This window comes from Streptomyces sp. NPDC003032, from assembly GCF_053591415.1.
This window is the reverse complement of the sequence record NZ_JBSFTT010000033.1, coordinates 1-14847: the sequence shown is the minus strand read 5'-3', so window position 1 is coordinate 14847 and position 14847 is coordinate 1. Positions and strand designations below refer to the sequence as shown.

Annotated in this window: 13 protein-coding genes and 1 pseudogene; 8 read left to right on the top strand and 6 right to left on the bottom strand. The window is 66.1% G+C overall.

Going from position 1 to position 14847, the window contains the following annotated elements:
• The first annotated feature begins 103 nt into the window (after positions 1–103).
• The 5 genes and pseudogenes from ACWDZ7_RS33865 to ACWDZ7_RS33845 form a co-directional block, all read left to right on the top strand.
• Positions 104–1276: a restriction endonuclease subunit S gene (locus tag ACWDZ7_RS33865; RefSeq protein ID WP_451802337.1), complete on the top strand. Its 1173-nt coding sequence runs from the start codon at positions 104–106 to the stop codon at positions 1274–1276.
• Positions 1273–4497, top strand: coding sequence for a type I restriction endonuclease subunit R (locus ACWDZ7_RS33860; RefSeq protein ID WP_451802336.1), 3225 nt, complete (start codon positions 1273–1275; stop codon positions 4495–4497). Before ACWDZ7_RS33865 ends, ACWDZ7_RS33860 begins: the two co-directional genes overlap by 4 nt.
• A gap of 117 nt (positions 4498–4614) precedes the next feature.
• Entirely contained in the window at positions 4615–6222 is a 1608-nt protein-coding gene (locus ACWDZ7_RS33855) for a protein kinase domain-containing protein (RefSeq protein WP_451802334.1), read from the top strand.
• Positions 6223–6239: 17 nt separating this feature from the next.
• Positions 6240–8408, top strand: coding sequence for a UvrD-helicase domain-containing protein (locus ACWDZ7_RS33850; protein WP_451802332.1), 2169 nt, complete (start codon positions 6240–6242; stop codon positions 8406–8408).
• A gap of 39 nt (positions 8409–8447) precedes the next feature.
• Positions 8448–8788 (top strand): annotated as a pseudogene (locus ACWDZ7_RS33845) (sugar nucleotide-binding protein); the annotation flags it as partial.
• On the opposite strand, the gene ACWDZ7_RS33840 reads toward ACWDZ7_RS33845, so the two are convergent.
• The 3 genes from ACWDZ7_RS33840 to ACWDZ7_RS33830 form a co-directional block, all read right to left on the bottom strand.
• Complete coding sequence (locus ACWDZ7_RS33840; protein ID WP_451802331.1) at positions 8757–10025, bottom strand: IS256 family transposase; 1269 nt, start codon at positions 10023–10025, stop codon at positions 8757–8759. The pseudogene ACWDZ7_RS33845 and the gene ACWDZ7_RS33840 overlap by 32 nt on opposite strands.
• Before the next feature lie 249 nt (positions 10026–10274).
• Entirely contained in the window at positions 10275–10667 is a 393-nt protein-coding gene (locus tag ACWDZ7_RS33835; RefSeq protein WP_451802330.1) for a PIN domain-containing protein, read from the bottom strand.
• Entirely contained in the window at positions 10664–10930 is a 267-nt protein-coding gene (locus tag ACWDZ7_RS33830; protein WP_385117384.1) for a hypothetical protein, read from the bottom strand. The genes ACWDZ7_RS33835 and ACWDZ7_RS33830 overlap by 4 nt, the downstream gene beginning before the upstream one ends.
• 153 nt (positions 10931–11083) lie before the next feature.
• Here ACWDZ7_RS33830 and ACWDZ7_RS33825 point away from each other — a divergent pair, with 153 nt between their 5' ends.
• Positions 11084–11452: a tyrosine-type recombinase/integrase gene (locus ACWDZ7_RS33825; protein WP_451802329.1), complete on the top strand. Its 369-nt coding sequence runs from the start codon at positions 11084–11086 to the stop codon at positions 11450–11452.
• A 357-nt stretch (positions 11453–11809) separates the two neighbouring features.
• Positions 11810–12115, top strand: coding sequence for a tyrosine-type recombinase/integrase (locus ACWDZ7_RS33820; RefSeq protein WP_451802328.1), 306 nt, complete (start codon positions 11810–11812; stop codon positions 12113–12115).
• Positions 12116–12317: 202 nt separating this feature from the next.
• Here ACWDZ7_RS33820 and ACWDZ7_RS33815 read toward each other — a convergent pair whose 3' ends face one another.
• Positions 12318–12962, bottom strand: a complete 645-nt coding sequence (locus tag ACWDZ7_RS33815; protein ID WP_451802327.1) for a dihydrofolate reductase family protein — start codon at positions 12960–12962, stop codon at positions 12318–12320.
• Positions 12963–13177: 215 nt separating this feature from the next.
• Between ACWDZ7_RS33815 and ACWDZ7_RS33810 the strand changes: the two genes are divergently transcribed.
• Positions 13178–14320, top strand: coding sequence for an acetate/propionate family kinase (locus tag ACWDZ7_RS33810; protein ID WP_451802326.1), 1143 nt, complete (start codon positions 13178–13180; stop codon positions 14318–14320).
• Positions 14321–14392: 72 nt separating this feature from the next.
• Here ACWDZ7_RS33810 and ACWDZ7_RS33805 read toward each other — a convergent pair whose 3' ends face one another.
• A complete protein-coding gene (locus tag ACWDZ7_RS33805; protein WP_451802325.1) occupies positions 14393–14572 on the bottom strand; it encodes an acyl-CoA carboxylase epsilon subunit in 180 nt (59 codons plus the stop codon).
• Between the two features lie 23 nt (positions 14573–14595).
• Positions 14596–14847: carboxyl transferase domain-containing protein (locus ACWDZ7_RS33800; RefSeq protein ID WP_451802323.1), on the bottom strand; the 252-nt coding region annotated here is incomplete at its 5' end.

The following is a 14847-nucleotide window of genomic DNA, read 5'->3' as shown; positions in this document are numbered from 1 at the left end:
GCTTGGAACTGCGCTGCCGGAGAACTGGACCGCTTCCCGTCTGAAGCGCGTCACGTCCCTGCTGAACCGGGGATCTGCACCAGACTACGTTGACGATGGCCCCGTGCGCGCCATCAGTCAGGCGGCTAATCAACCTGGGGGATTGGACTGGGCGCGGACTCGGTTTCATGATGCGACTGGGGATCCCCGCAGGCTTAAAGGCTACTTGTTGCCGGATGACATCCTCATCAATTCGACTGGGACCGGAACCTTGGGGCGAATCGGCTACTTCCAAGGGGGGCCGGATGAGATTCCCTGCATGGCGGACACCCATGTGACCGTGGCGCGTGCGATCCCGCCCGAAGTGGACTCCCGGTTTCTCTACTATTGGCTGTCATCGATTCCCTTTCAGGAATACATCTATGCGGCGTTGGTAGTAGGGGCGACGAACCAGATCGAGTTGAATCGTGATCGACTCGGCGATGCGCCAGTGCCCCTCCCGCCTGCTGAGGAACAGCGTAGGATCTCCGGCTTCCTGGATGCAGAGGTCGCTCTTATTGATGACGTTGTGAGCGCCAGGGTCACGCAGCTCGCCATCCTCGATAGGCGTCTCTCAGCGATCCGTGATGCCCTCGTTGAAGAGTACGCCGAGCGTTTTCCGCTCGTTCCCCTGCGTCGCTTCACCGCAAGGATTGAGCAAGGTGCGAGTCCGCAGTGTGACAACAGTCCAGCCGGAGCCGACGAGTGGGCGGTGTTGAAGCTCAGCAGTGTGAAACGGGGAATGTTCGCTGCTGGAGAGAATAAACGGCTTCCCGAATTGGGCAACGTTGTCCGTCAGAATGAGGTGAAGCTGGGAGACTTTCTTGTGACCCGAGCCAATACGCCGGATCTCGTGGGAGATGTAGCGGTAGTGCGAGAGACGCCTTCGCGGCGGCTACTGCCTGACCTTATCTACCGCGTATTGCTTGATCCGGCTCTCGACGCTGACTATGTCGCAGAAGTCGCACTCAGTGGCCGAATTCGGGCGTTGGTTAAGGCTGATGCGCGTGGGTCTTCGCAATCAATGGTTAAGCTTCGTGGCGAGGATATCAAGAACTGGCCCATTCCGGTGGCGTGTATGGCTGCCCAGAAGCAACTCGTTGCCACTATGGGTGATGCTGCCCGGGCCACTGGGCAGCTCAAGTCGGCCATTCGACGCCAAATCGATCTACTGACTGAGCGCCGCCGCGCCCTGATCACCGCCGCAGTAACCGGCCAAATCGACGTAACCACCGCACGGGGGGTGCGAGTTCCGTGATTCACAGCAATCCGTTCAGCAATAAAGGCCCGAAAGGACCCCAGCACAAGGTCCACCACGAAGAGGCCTTCCGTGTCGCGATCATCGAGAGGCTCCTCGCCCACGGCTGGCAGATGGGCCTCAGCTCCGACTACCGCAGCGACCTCGCCCTCGACACCGCACAGGTCTTCGCCTTCATCGGGGCCACCCAGAACAAGGCTTGGCTGGACTATGCCGGCTATTACGACGACGACACCGACACCGCCCAGCGCGCGTTCGCCGAGCACCTCGCCAAGTGGATCGACAAGCGGGGCACCCTCCAGACCCTCCGCCAGGGGGTCAAGGCGCACGGCATCCACTTCGACCTCGCCTACTTCAAGCCATCGCAGACGATCGATACCAGCGCCCTAGTCTCGTACGGCAAGAACCGGCTCACCGTCGTCCGTGATCTCGTCTACGCCACCCGCCGCGCGCCGGATGGCGCCATCAGTACCGACGAAGGCAACAAGCCCGACCTCACTCTCTTCGTCAACGGCATCCCTGTCGCCACGGCCGAGTTGAAGAATCCGCTCACCGGCACCGGTACCGCCGAGGCCATGCACCAGTACCGGACCACCCGGGACCACCGGGAGCCGCTCTTCGCCAAGCGCGCCCTCGCGCACTTCGCGGTCGATCCGGACGCTGTGTTCCTCACCACCCAGTTGAAGGGCAGGGACACCGTCTTTCTGCCTTTCAACACCGGTTCCGACGGCCCCGGAAACCGCGGCGGTGCCGGAAATCCGGCGGTCCCCGACGCGGCTCCCGCCGGCACGTACCGGACCTCGTACCTCTGGGAACAGATCTGGCACCCGGACACCTGGCTGGACTTGCTGGAGCGGTATGTTCACCAGAGCACGGAGAAAAAGGACGACGGCAGCACCGTCAAGAAGCTGATCTTTCCGCGCTTCCACCAGTGGCACGCGGTAAGGGAGTTGACCGCACACGCCGCGCGGAACGGGGCGGGGTACAACTACCTGGTCATGCACTCCGCCGGGTCCGGGAAGTCGAACACCATCGCCTGGCTCGCGCACCGGCTCTCCGACCTGCACGACGCACGCCACGAGTCGGTCTTCGACAAGGTGCTGGTGATCACGGACCGCACGGTCCTGGACGACCAGCTGCAGGAAACCATAGGTGACTTCCAGCAGACCAATGGCCTGGTCCTCGGCATCGGCGGCAAGGGCGGCTCGAAGTCGTCCCAGCTGGCGGATGCGCTCGCACAGGAGACGGCGAAGATCCTCATCGTCACCCTCCAGACCTTCCCCGCGCTGCTCGCCTACCTACGCAAGTCGCCCGTCGAGATACGCGGCAGTCGCTTCGCGATCATCGTCGATGAAGCGCACTCCTCCCAGTCGGGCGAAGCCGCCACCGACGTGAAGAAGGCCCTGCGCGATCTCGGCCTCGACGCCGACGACGAAGAGACCGGAGCCACGGAGGCGGAGGCCGAGGCGGAAGCGGAAGAGTCACAGCCCACAACCGACGAACGTCTCGCCGAGTCCGCCCGCGCTCGCGGGCAGAGTGCGAACCTCTCCTACTTCGCCTTCACCGCCACCCCCAAGCACAAGACGCTGAAGCTCTTCGGTACCAAGAACCCGCTCACCGGCCTCTACGAGCCCTTCCACACCTATTCCATGCGGCAGGCGATCGAAGAGAAGTTCATCCTCGACCCGCTCTGCCAGTACGTGAGGTACGAGACGTACTGGCAGATGGTCAACGAGGACCCGCACGAGGCGGACCGCGAGGTCGACAAGAAGAAGGCCAACGCGATGCTCGCCCTGACCGCGCACAGCCACACCACGACCGCCGTGCAGCGGGCCAGGGTGATCGCGGAGCATTTCATGGCCCACACCCGCAGGCGGCTGGGAGGGCGGGCCAAGGCCATGGTGGTGTGCCGTTCGCGGTACGGCGCGCTCCAGCTGTACCGGCAGATCGTCAAGTACTTCGACGACAGCGACTATCCAAACCCCGGCGTGCTGGTCGCCTTCTCCGGTTCTCTCAAGGAGGGAGAGGAGGAGGTCACCGAGGCGCAGCTCAACGGCTTCTCGGAGGGCGAGCTGCGCAAGAGGTTCGCGTACACCGCGGCCGACGACAAGAAGAGCACATCAGCCGGGCGGCAACGCGAGTACCGGATCCTGGTGGTCGCGGACAAGTACCAGACGGGTTTCGACCAGCCGCTGCTGACCACGATGTACGTCGACAAGAAGCTGAAGGGCGTCGCCGCTGTGCAAACGCTCTCCCGCCTCAACCGCACGCACCCTCTCAAGGACCAGCAGGATCTGTGTGTCCTGGACTTCGCGAACGACCCGCATGTCATCCAGAGCGAGTTCCGGCCGTTCTTCGAAGAAGCCCAGACCATGCCCACCGACCCCAACCTGGTCTACGACGCGCAGCACCAAGTCATGGATCCGCCGATCCTGCTCGTCGACGAGATGCAGGCGTTCGTGGCCGACTACCTCAGGGCTCAGGACGCGGCGGCCGGTGACGACACCCGCTGGGAGAAGCTGCACGCGGAGCTCTACCGGCACACCGACCCCGCCCGCGACAGATTTATCGCGCTCAGGGACAGCGAAGTGCGTGCCGAGCACGAAAGCGCCGAGCAGTTCCGGGCCGACCTCGCCGACTATGTGCGCAAGTACAGCTTCCTCGCACAGATCGTGCCGTACATCGACATCGATCTGGAGCGCCTGCACCTCTTCGGGCAGCATCTGCTGCGTAGGCTGCCCCCGCGCGAGGGGGGCGGGGTGGACATCGGAGAAACCCGGCTTGAGGCCGTGCGTCTGGAGAGGGTCGGGGAGGTCAATGTGAGCCTGACTCCCGAGGGCGCGGTCGAACTGAAGGGCTTCGGTAGTGGTGCCGGTGGTGCCGCGGAGCCCGACAAGTCGCCGCTGGCCGAGGTGATCGACCGGTTCAACGAGCGGTTCGGTACTGACTTCACGGAGGAGGACTTCATCGTGCCGCTGCGGGCGGTGATGGCTGACGAGAAGGTGCGGCGATCTGCCTCGCAGGACGACGAGGACGGATTCAAGCACGTCATCGACCCGGTACTGGACGCCGAGATGATGAAGCACATCGACTCCGTACGCGAGTTGGGGGACCACTACTTCCACGACGACCGGGACCACCGGGAGTCGATCAAGCGCGACCTGCGGCGGCACGCCTTCCGCATGCTGCGCCGCGAGCTGGGGATGGACGACGCGGCCTGAACCCGCCGCGGGCAGCGCTGACCGTCTACGGCAACTCCCCGTAGCCGTGGACGGTTCACGGCGACACGCGCCACACTGGGCACACACGATCACGGGGCACGGGGGAGGACAGCGCAGGTGGCGCCAGGAGTACGAGTCATCGCCGAACGCTATGAACTGCGGACCAGGATCAGTACCGGGGGTATGGGACAGGTCTGGCTCGGCTACGACCCGATCCTGAGCCGGGACGTGGCGGTCAAACTCATCCGCCGGGACCTGACCACGCCGGGCCCGGACGCGGAAGAGCTGGCCGAGCGCTTCAAGCGGGAAGCCCGGGTCACAGCCAAGTTCGACCACCCAGGGGTGCCCGCGGTCCATGACGCGGTGCTCGACCGAGCGGCGGACGGCGTCTACATGGTGATGCAGCTGGTGCGTGGCGCGCTGCTCACCGACATCCTCGCCAGGCCCGGTGTGCTGCCGGTCCCCTGGGCGGTCTCCGTCGCCGCGCAGGTTTGCTCGGTGCTCTCGTACGCGCACGCCGTGCCCGTCGTCCACCGCGACCTGAAGCCGGACAACATCATGGTCGCCGGGGACGGCACCGTGAAGGTACTCGACTTCGGAGTCGCCGCGGTGCTCGGAACCGATGTCACCAAGCTGACGTCGACAGGGCACATCATCGGCACCCGTCGCTACATGTCGCCCGAGCAGATCCAGGCGGCCGCGGTCAGCCCGCGCAGTGATCTCTACGCGCTGGGCTGCATCCTTCATGAACTGCTCGCCGGGAAGCCGCCATTCACGGCCGAGGCGGAGTTCCAGCTGATGGAGGACCACATGTACCGGGCGCCGGCCCCGCTATGCGGGCTGCGCGCCGAGGTGGACCCGGCACTGGAGCGGCTGGTCCTGGATCTGTTGGCCAAGGTGCCCCATCAGCGGCCTGACTCAGCCCAGGATGTCTACGACCGTCTGGTGCCTTTTCTCCCCGCACCCGATCCCGAACGGACCACCGAGCAGCGGGTGCAGGGAATCAATGACCCCACGGGCCCGTACCGCCGTCCGCTCGCGCCCCGTCCCCGCTCGGCGGAGAAGGCTGTGTACACGCCGACCGCTGTGGACTCGCCATTGCGGCCGGGCGCCCCTGCCGTACCGGATGAGGAACTACAGCAGGCCCGCGGTCACGCAGCGGCGCTCGTGGAGGAGGAGCGGTTCTCCCAGGCATCCGGAATGCTGGAGGACGTCCTGGCCCGTGCTGCCGCGGTCCGTAGCGCTTCCGAACCGCTGATGGTCGGCCTCCGTCTTGTCCACGCGCTCGCGCTCTTCTGTGACGATGACTACGGGCGAGCACTGCCGGAGTACGAGGCGCTCGTTGAGGTTCTGAAGGCCGCAGGTCCCGCCCGCGGCGAGGATGCCCTTTACTGCCGCAGGCAGGCCGCCTTCTGTCGGATGGAGCTCGGCGACAGCGAAGGTGCGCTGGCCGAGTTCGAGGCCGTACTGGGGCAGATGAGACAGGGGCTGCCGGACAGCGATATGGACGTCCTTGAGGTACGCAGGCATGTCGGCCTGCTGCTTCAGGCGGTCGACCGGCTGCGCGAGGCGGTCGAGGTGCTGATGCCGCTGTACCGGGACCTGGTGGCCGAGTACGGACCGGATGCCCCGGAGACCGCCCAGGTGCGGGACGCGCTCGTACGTATCCGGCTGCGCACCTCGCGTACTACCGGCACTGGCCGGGCCGCCACGCGCGGAAACTGACCGAAGGAGCTTCCCTCATGGCACAGCTGGCTCTGTCGGTCCGGTTCCTCGACGAGTTCGCGAAGCTCGACTCCAAGGCGCGGTCCGGGGCCGTGAAGACGGCTCTGAAGTTCCAGCAGCTTACGCTCAAACAGCTCTGGTCGGACGCCGGACTGGACTTCAAGCAGCCCAAGGGGGCCAGGGACAAGCACATTTATACCTGCCGTATCGACAGGTTCTACCGGGGAGTCGTACTCGCGCCCGGCGCTGGCGAGGACTTTCTGCTGCTGCGTGTGATGGCCCACGACGACGCCTACGCCTGGGCTGCCAAGCAGGTGCCGAGCGTAAACGCGGTGACCCACGGACTGGAGATCCGTGACGTCGTCACGGTGGAGCAACTGGTGCCGGCATGGGAGGCGGAGGCGGCCACCGCCGCGGTGGAACCTCTCTTCGCCCATCACCCGGACGGGGATCTTCGTGGTCTGGGTATCGAGGATGATGTGGTGCGCGCGGCCCGTTCTCTGACCTCCAAGGAGCAGCTCGACGCGTTCGCTCCGTTGATGCCGGAGGATCAGTGGCAGGTGCTGCAGTTCCTCGCCGAGGGACTGAGCGTGCAGACGGTATGGGGTGAGCTGGTCGCCTTCCGCGCCCGGAACGGCGCGCTGACGGTGGACCGTACGGACCTGGCCGGTGCGATGCGTAACACTCCGTCGCGCATTGCCCTGGTGACCGGCCCGGAAGAACTGTCCGAGATCCTCGACAAGCCGTTCGCCGCATGGAGGATCTTCCTGCACCCGTCTCAGCGGTATATGGCGTACCGGCCCAGCTACTCGGGACCTGCCCAAGTGACCGGCGGACCGGGCACGGGAAAAACCGTGGTGGCGCTCCATCGAGTCAAGCACCTCTTGGGGCATCTACGGGCCGGCGAACGCATCCTGCTCACCACATACACCGGGGCGCTCACTTCGGCTCTTCGTGAGGGGCTGGCCCTGCTGATCGAGGAGGAGGAGCTACGTGGCCGGGTGGACGTGTCGACAGTCAACGCCCTGGCACGAGAGATCGTTGAACCACATGACGCCGCCCGGCGTGTGTACCTGGACGGGGCGCAGGAGCTGGCTCTCTGGGGAGAGATCGGTGAGCAGCTGGGCCCGCCGTGGAGCGGCCAGTTCCTGGCCCAGGAGTACAAGCACGTCATCTTGGCGCAGGGCCTGCGCTCGCTCGACGCCTACCGAGAGGCGTCCAGAAGCGGTCGGGGTTCCCGGCTCCCCTCCGCTCGACGGCACGAGGTCTGGCAGGCGGTGGAGGCGTTCCAGGCCGCGCTCGACAAGCGCTCCGCGCGTACGCATCTGGGAGTGTGTGATGAAGCGGCGTTGCGTGTCACCGCATCCGGAGTGCCGCTCTATCGGCATGTTGTCGTTGACGAGGCACAGGACCTTCACCCCGCTCAGTGGAGGCTGCTGCGCGCCGTAGTGCCCGCTCGCCCAGACGACTTGTTCATTGCCGGCGACCCGCATCAGCGCATCTACGACACGAAGGTGTCTCTGAGATCACTGGGGATCCCTGTGACCGGCCGTTCCGCCCGAATGCGCAAGAACTACCGCAGCACGCAGGAAATCCTCACCTGGGCGGTGGCTTTGCTGGACGGCCGGTCCGTGGAGCAACTGGAGAACGGCAGCGCGGACACGCTGGCAGGATTCCGGTCCTCGCTCCGTGGCGCCCGCCCGACCGTGTGTGCCACGGATGACCCGGATGCCGAACTGGCTGAGCTGGTGGTGCGCATCCGGGAGTGGGCTGACAGTGGCGTCGAGCTGGCCGACATCGCGGTGGCTGCCCGGTTCAACAAGATCGTGTACAGCGTGGCGCAGCGGTTGCGGGACGAAGGAATCCCCGCGGCCCGGCTACGGCAAGACGGAACCGCCAACGCTGAGGGCGTCAGGGTCGGAACGATGCATTCCCTCAAAGGGCTGGAGTTCAGGTGTGTGGCGGTTGTCGGGGTTCGCGAAGGGACGCTTCCGTACCCAGGGGCCATCACGCCAATGAAACTCGACCCCATTCAGCACCACACGGATCTGACGGCCGAGCGTTGTCTGCTCTTCGTCGCCTGCACGCGCGCACGCGACCGACTGCACGTGTCGTGGAGTGGTCCAGCGAGTCGCTTTCTTTGTGAGGCAGAAGTGGGCACAGGAGCCCCCTATGCGTCGCACTGACGGACCGGCGCGAGGCTGGAGTAAGTGCCTGATCTTGGGGCTGTCTTCTCCGGTATCGGCAACGCTCGGTACGACGAGACCTGGGTTCCTGACCCGATCACTCCGTACGGGGCCGCGAAGGCCGCCGGTGAAACTGCCGTACGGCTTCTGTGCCCGGACGCAGCTGTCGTCCGCACCTCCTTGATCATCGGCGACGGAGGATCCGCGGCCAGCTCGTGCACCACCCGTTCGTGTTCATCCATGTCGTCGATCTCGCGGCCGGCTTGTGGAAGCTCGCGGCCTCGGACGAGGCCGGTGTCTTCCACCTCGCCGGCGCCGATGCCCTCAGCCGCTACTCGCTGGGCGTTCTCATCGCCCGTCGCGACGGCATCGCGCCCTCCTTGCCGGGTCATGTCCCTTGTTGTGGTGTAGCCGGGTCGAGTTGGTCTTTGTCGTGGGGGTAGATCTGTCCATGCTGCCTTCGGGGAGGTAGTGGTGGGGAAAGGCGGTCCATTCGTCGTGCATCTCGACGAGGACGGCGGTGGTGAGTCGTTCGAGGGCGTCTGGGTTGGGGAAGATCTGGACGACGTCGGTGCGGCGCTTGGTCTCGCGGTTGAGTCGTTCCAGCGGGTTGGTCGATTGAATCTTTTTCCAGTGTTGTTCCGGGAAGTCCGCGAACGAGGTCAAGTCCTCCTTGGCTTCCTGGAGCATGTCTTTGACCTTGGGGAACTGCCGGGCAAGCATGTCGGCGACGGTGTCCAGCTGAGTGCGGACCAATTCCGCGGTGGGCTGGGCGAAGATGGTGCGGATGGTCGCGGCGACCAGCTCGCCGGAGTCCTTGGGGATCACTGCGAACGTGTTGCGCAGGAAATGAACGCGACATCGCTGGTAGCCGGCGCCGAGCATGACCTTGCGGACAGCTTTGACCAGGCCCGAGTGGTGGCCGGCGATGACCAGGCGGACTCCGTTCGGGCCGCGTTCGCGCAGCGAGCGGAGGGATCCGGTCCAGAACACCTCGGTCTCGCTGTCGCCGGACATCAGCCCGAGGATTTCACGGCCGCCGTCCTCGGTGATGCCGGTGGCGATGACCACGGCCTGGGACACGATCTGATGCTGGACGCGGGCCTTGCAGTAGGTCGCGTCCAGATAGACGTAGGGGAAGCGGGTGTGGTCCAGGGGCCGGGTGCGGAACACACTCAGCTCGGTGTCGAGGTCCTGGCAGATCCGCGAGACCTCGGACTTGGAGATTCCGGTGTCGCCGCCCAGGGCCTTGACCAGGGCGTCCACGCTGCGGGTGGACACGCCGTGGACGTATGCCTCCATGATCACGGCGTAGAGGGCCTGGTCGATGCGGCGCCGGCTTTCCAGCAGGCTCGGGAAGAAGCTGCCGGTACGGACCTTGGGGATCACCAGGTCCCGGTCCCCGGCCTGTGTCGTGAGGACCTTCTCCCGGTGCCCGTTGCGCCAGGTCGTGCGGGTCTCGGTGTGCTCGCCGGACTCCGCACCGATCTGCGAGGTGGCCTCGGCCTCGATGAGTTCCTGCAAGATCCGCTGAGCCAGAATCCGAACCAACTCGATTCCGTCCTCCGTACGCAGTGACTCCATCAACCGGAGTAAGTCATGCTGGGACAAGGCCATCGCGCCACCTCTCAACGAGCGTCACTACTCGCAGAGTCGCGCGATGGCCGCCCCATGACCAGGGGCTACGTGCAGATCGCCGCTACACCACCCGACGGGACGCCATCGAGACGGGGACTTGGCCACCGGAACGGGGACGGAGCGACAACGGATACTTCGACAACTGCATCGGCCTGCGAAACAGACCCGAGCATGCCCGCTGATCATGCAGGTGCCCCGGCAAACTCCAAGATCCCCGACAGAGTCAAGTTAGACAGTGCGAATGACAGGGGCGGGTTTTATGTCCTGGGCGTCGATGAGGGTGCGGATGTCGTTCGGGTCCGAGGTCCAGATGATGGCGCCGAGGCTGGCTGCCATGGTCACGACGGTGGCGTCGACGATGTCGGAGGTGCCCGCCTTGCCGCAGAGGATGCCTGCCGTTTTGGCGGTTTCGAGGCCGACGGGTACGACGTGGCACCCGGCGAGGAACTTGCCGAGTCTGACCTGGCGACGGGAATCCCGCCATGCCTGGCTGACGACGACGGATGGGACGTGGATATCCCGTCCGTCCTCCAGGGCCAGGCTGTGGCGGGCCCACATGTGCCGGTCGTCGTTGTCGATGGCGATGAGCACCCCGGCGTCGTACAGGTAGGGGATGTTCACGCGGCCGAGGCTCCCGAGCTGCTGAGGTACTCGGCGTCGGCGGCGGCCAGGTCCGCGCGGGCGGCAGCAAGCTCTTCCGGGGTGAAGGCACCGTGTTCGGCCTGCCACTCCTGGATGACTGCCCGGCCGGCCCGCAGGCGCAGTTCCCGTTCTGCTGCTCCGGCGACGAGGCGGGAGAGGGGGATGCCTTCTTCCTCGGCGGCTCCGGCCAGGGCTTCGACCAGGGCTTCGTCGAGAGTGATAGTCACCTTCTTGGTAGCCATACAACAACCATAGCGAGGTATGGCCTTCCGTGTGGACCTGTGGATCACGTGGCGGCGAGCGCGGAGGGTGCGAGCGCATACAGCAAGGAGGCACCTCGCTGACTCAAGGGCCCGCGGGACTGCGGGCGAGGCTGGGTCCACATTCCCCGGAAAGTGCGCGTGGGCTTGTTCCGGTGCAGGTCTGGGGCTCAGGAGTGGCTGGAGCGGCGGGTCATCGGCGAGTCGACGCGCCGCAACTACGAAGGGTTCATCCAGAACCATCTCGTGCCGCACCTGGGTCGGAAGATGCTGGCCGCACTGGCGCGGCGCGACTTCGAGGAGTTCGCCAGGGACGTGCATGCCTCCGGTGCGGGTCTGGCGGTCTCCACGGTCAATGACCGGATGGTGACGGTGGCCGCCATGCTGGAGGCGGCCGACGTTGACAAACGCATCCCGGACCCCTGCGCGCGGCGTCCGGATATCCCGGGCGGACCCGTGCGGTGGACGAGGACGAGATTCCCACGCTGGGCGATGTGGATCTGATCGCGGAACACATCATCCCGCCGTACTAGCTCGCCGTCTACCTACAGTCGGGTACCGGCCAGCGCCCCAGCGAGGCCCTGGCCTTCTCTATCGAGTGCTGGCGGTCTGGCTTCGTCAGGGTCCGCTGGCAGGTCAGTTCCAAGGCTCGCCGCGATGACTACCGCACGGTCTTCGTGCCGCTCAAGCTCCGTGCGTAGTGTGAGTACCGCGACGTCCCGACCGCTCCTTTCGTCGAGCAGGAGATCAACAACCACCTGTCGCGGTGGGAGCCGGTGCCCGTGACCTTCACCGGTCAGCGAGGGCAGGCGATGACGGCTTGAGGTCTTCTTCGCCCCACGCCAGCGCGGCAAGGGAGCGATGCCCACCGCCTCCACCTACGACTACCACTTCAAGAAGGCGTGCGTGTCGGCTGGCCTGGTCGATGTGGACGGCAAGACCAAGTACACGTCCGGCAGTCTGCATCACTTCTTCGCCTCGACCGCGTTGGCGAACGGCGTGCCGGTCCGTGAGGTCTCGCGCTGGCTCGGCCACAAGTCGATCAAGACCACCGTGGACATCTACGGTCACCTTGTTCCAGAGGCGTGGGATCGTTGCCGGGACATGATGCAGAACGCCATGCGCCCGGCGGTCGAGGAATCGGAGGACTCTGTTTCCGCGGCTTGACGTGCTGGATGTGCTGGATGTGCTGGATGTGCTGGATGAGTTCCGACGGTGCTGGATGGGTGCTGGTTACGATCACTCGAAGGAACATTTCCGCAGGCGGGAGCACTGTATTGAATGTTCCGCTTCAACGTGTGATCGGTGGTGAGAAGGGGCCGACTCCTCAAGGAGTCGGCCCCTTGTTGGTCTCAGACCTGAGGAGTGGCTACTTTCGCCAGAAGAGGTGGTGCGTCACGCCGCTCGGGCTGGGGACGACGTCCAAGTGGAACCGGTCCCGCAGGTCGTCGGGGGAGTTCCAGAGTCGTACTCCGGATCCGAACTTCACCGGCGAGACCGCCACATGCAGGGTGTCGACGAGGTCGGCGTCGAGGAACTGTCGGATGGTGGTGGCTCCGCCGCCGAGTCGGATGTCCTTGCCCTGCGCTGCTTCCCGCGCCTGGGCGAGGACCGTGGCCGGGTCGCCGTCGACGAAGTGGAATGTCGTGTCGGAGAGCGTGAACGACGGGCGCTTGTGGTGCGTCATGACGAACACCGGGGTGCGGAACGGGGGCTCGTCACCCCACCAGCCCTGCCACTCGTGGTCGTGCCAGGGCCCGCGCTGGGGCCCGAACTTGTTGCGGCCCATGATCTCGGCGCCGATGTTGCGGGCGTAGTCCCGCGTGAGGTAGTCGTCCAGGCCCCGGGTCCCTCCGGGATCCGTGCGCATCGGCCAGCTCGCCGTGGCGCCGGCCCAGGCGAACAGCCTCTCGGGCTCGACATGACCGAATGGCCTCTCGAGGGTCTGGTCCTCCCCGGCGCCTATTCCGTCGCTTGAGACGTTGAAGTTCTGGACTCTCAGTAGCTGAACCACACGTTCCTCCTGTGATGGTGACAACGGTGATGAGACTTGCCGGGTCGGGGAAACTCATCGGTGAGTTGCGTTGGCTTTGTGTTGGCTTTGCTTTGCGTTGCGTTGCGTTGCGTTGTCTTCGTGCCGCTTGGTGTGTGCCGTGCGCAGCGGCTCGTGCGGCAGTACGTTGTCGTGCAGGAGGAAAGTCCGGTTCCGGAGCGCGAGAGAGGATCGCGGTGGCGGCAGAGAATCTGGGACCGGTGCTGGTGGCCGACGCGGGATCGTCGAGTCTGCGCCTGGCCGTGTTCGGTGACGACGGCACGGTCCTCGCCGAGCACCACAGCTCCTCCGCCCCGGGCGAAGACGTGTCCGGCTCGCTGCGGAAACTGCTGGACGGAGCGCCCGCGCCCGTGGCCGTCGGCCACCGCATCGTCCACAGCGGACCCGATCTGCGGAGCCACACCCTCGTCGACGACGATGTCCATGCTCTGCTCCGGCACGCGGCGGACCTGGCACCGCTGCACGTTCCCCCGGCGCTCACCGTCCTCGACGCCGCCCGCGAACTGCTGCCCGGCATTCCGCACGCCGCTTGCTTCGACACCGTCTTCCACGCGGGCCTGCCCGCGGCCGCACGGGAGTACGCGGTGCCGGCCGTGTGGCGTGAGGAGTACGGGCTGCGCCGTTACGGCTTTCACGGTCTGTCCTACGCCTGGGCACTCGAACGGGCCGCTGAGCTGCTCGGCCGCGGTCCCGAGCGGCTTCAGGTGGTGATCGCCCACCTCGGTGGCGGCTGCTCGGCGTGCGCGGTGCGCGACGGGCGGAGTGTCGATACGACGATGGGGTTCACTCCGCTGGAGGGGCTGGTGATGAGCCACCGCAGCGGTAGCGTGGATCCGGGTGCCCTGACCTGGTTGCAGACCCGGCACCGGCTGTCCGCCGACGACATCGAGGGCGCGCTGAACCACGAGTCCGGTCTGCTCGGCCTGTCCGGCACGTCGGACGACACGCGTGATCTCGTACGCGGCCGAGAGGCGGGGGACGAGCGTGCCGCTCTCGCCCTGGACGTCTTCACGCACCATTGCCGCCGGGGGATCGCCGCCATGGCCGCCTCCCTCGACCGGCTCGACGCCCTCGTCTTCACCGGGGAGATCGGCGAGGACCAGCCCGAGGTACGCGAGGAGGTGTGCGCCCGGCTCACCGCCCTCGGCCTGGCCGGCGGACTGCGTATGCCCGCCGCCGGCCGTCCCGACATCGTGAGTGAGCCGGGGGCGCCCATCCCCGTCATCGTCGTGCCCACCGGGGAGGCCCAGCAGGTCGACCGCGAGACTCGGGCCCTCCTGCGGGGGCCGAGTTCCAGCCGGGGCCTCGGTGCAATGTGACAGCACGCCCCCTGAAATCCACCATGTGGACAGGGGGCGCGCTGGGAGGTGGGCGGGCGGGTTGGTTCGGGGTCAGCCTTGCCAGCTGTGGGGGGCCTGGTAGTTGTCGTGGCGCCAGGGCGTTGTGGGTTTGGGGCGGTTCGTCGAGGGGCTGGGTGGGGGTGTGCTGCGGGCGAGGAGGAGGAGCGTTACGGCTGCCAGTTCGGCGGCCGTGACCTCGCCTTTTTCGATGCGGATGTCGGCTGTGCGCATGGGGCCTCCGGGTGGGGAGAGCGTCATTGCGGGGGGTTGCCGTGTTTGCGGGCGGGGCGGTCGGCGTGTTTGTTGGCGAGCATCGCGAGGGAGTTGATGAGGACCTCGCGGGTCTCGGCGGGGTCGATGACGTCGTCGACCAGGCCGCGTTCTGCGGCGTAGTACGGGTGCATCAGCTCGGCCTTGTACTCCTTGACCATGCGGGCGCGCATGGCTTCGGGGTCCTCGGCGGCGGCGATCTGGCGGCGGAAGATGACGTTGGCAGCGCCTTCGGC

Bases quoted from the DNA above. Each gene is read 5' to 3' on its own strand.
- ACWDZ7_RS33850 (WP_451802332.1), top strand. From the start codon at position 6,240: ATGGCACAGCTGGCTCTGTCGGTCCGGTTCCTCGACGAGTTCGCGAAG.
- ACWDZ7_RS33840 (WP_451802331.1), bottom strand. From the start codon at position 10,025: ATGGCCTTGTCCCAGCATGACTTACTCCGGTTGATGGAGTCACTGCGT.
- ACWDZ7_RS33830 (WP_385117384.1), bottom strand. From the start codon at position 10,930: ATGGCTACCAAGAAGGTGACTATCACTCTCGACGAAGCCCTGGTCGAA.
- ACWDZ7_RS33820 (WP_451802328.1), top strand. From the start codon at position 11,810: ATGCCCACCGCCTCCACCTACGACTACCACTTCAAGAAGGCGTGCGTG.
- ACWDZ7_RS33805 (WP_451802325.1), bottom strand. From the start codon at position 14,572: ATGCGCACAGCCGACATCCGCATCGAAAAAGGCGAGGTCACGGCCGCC.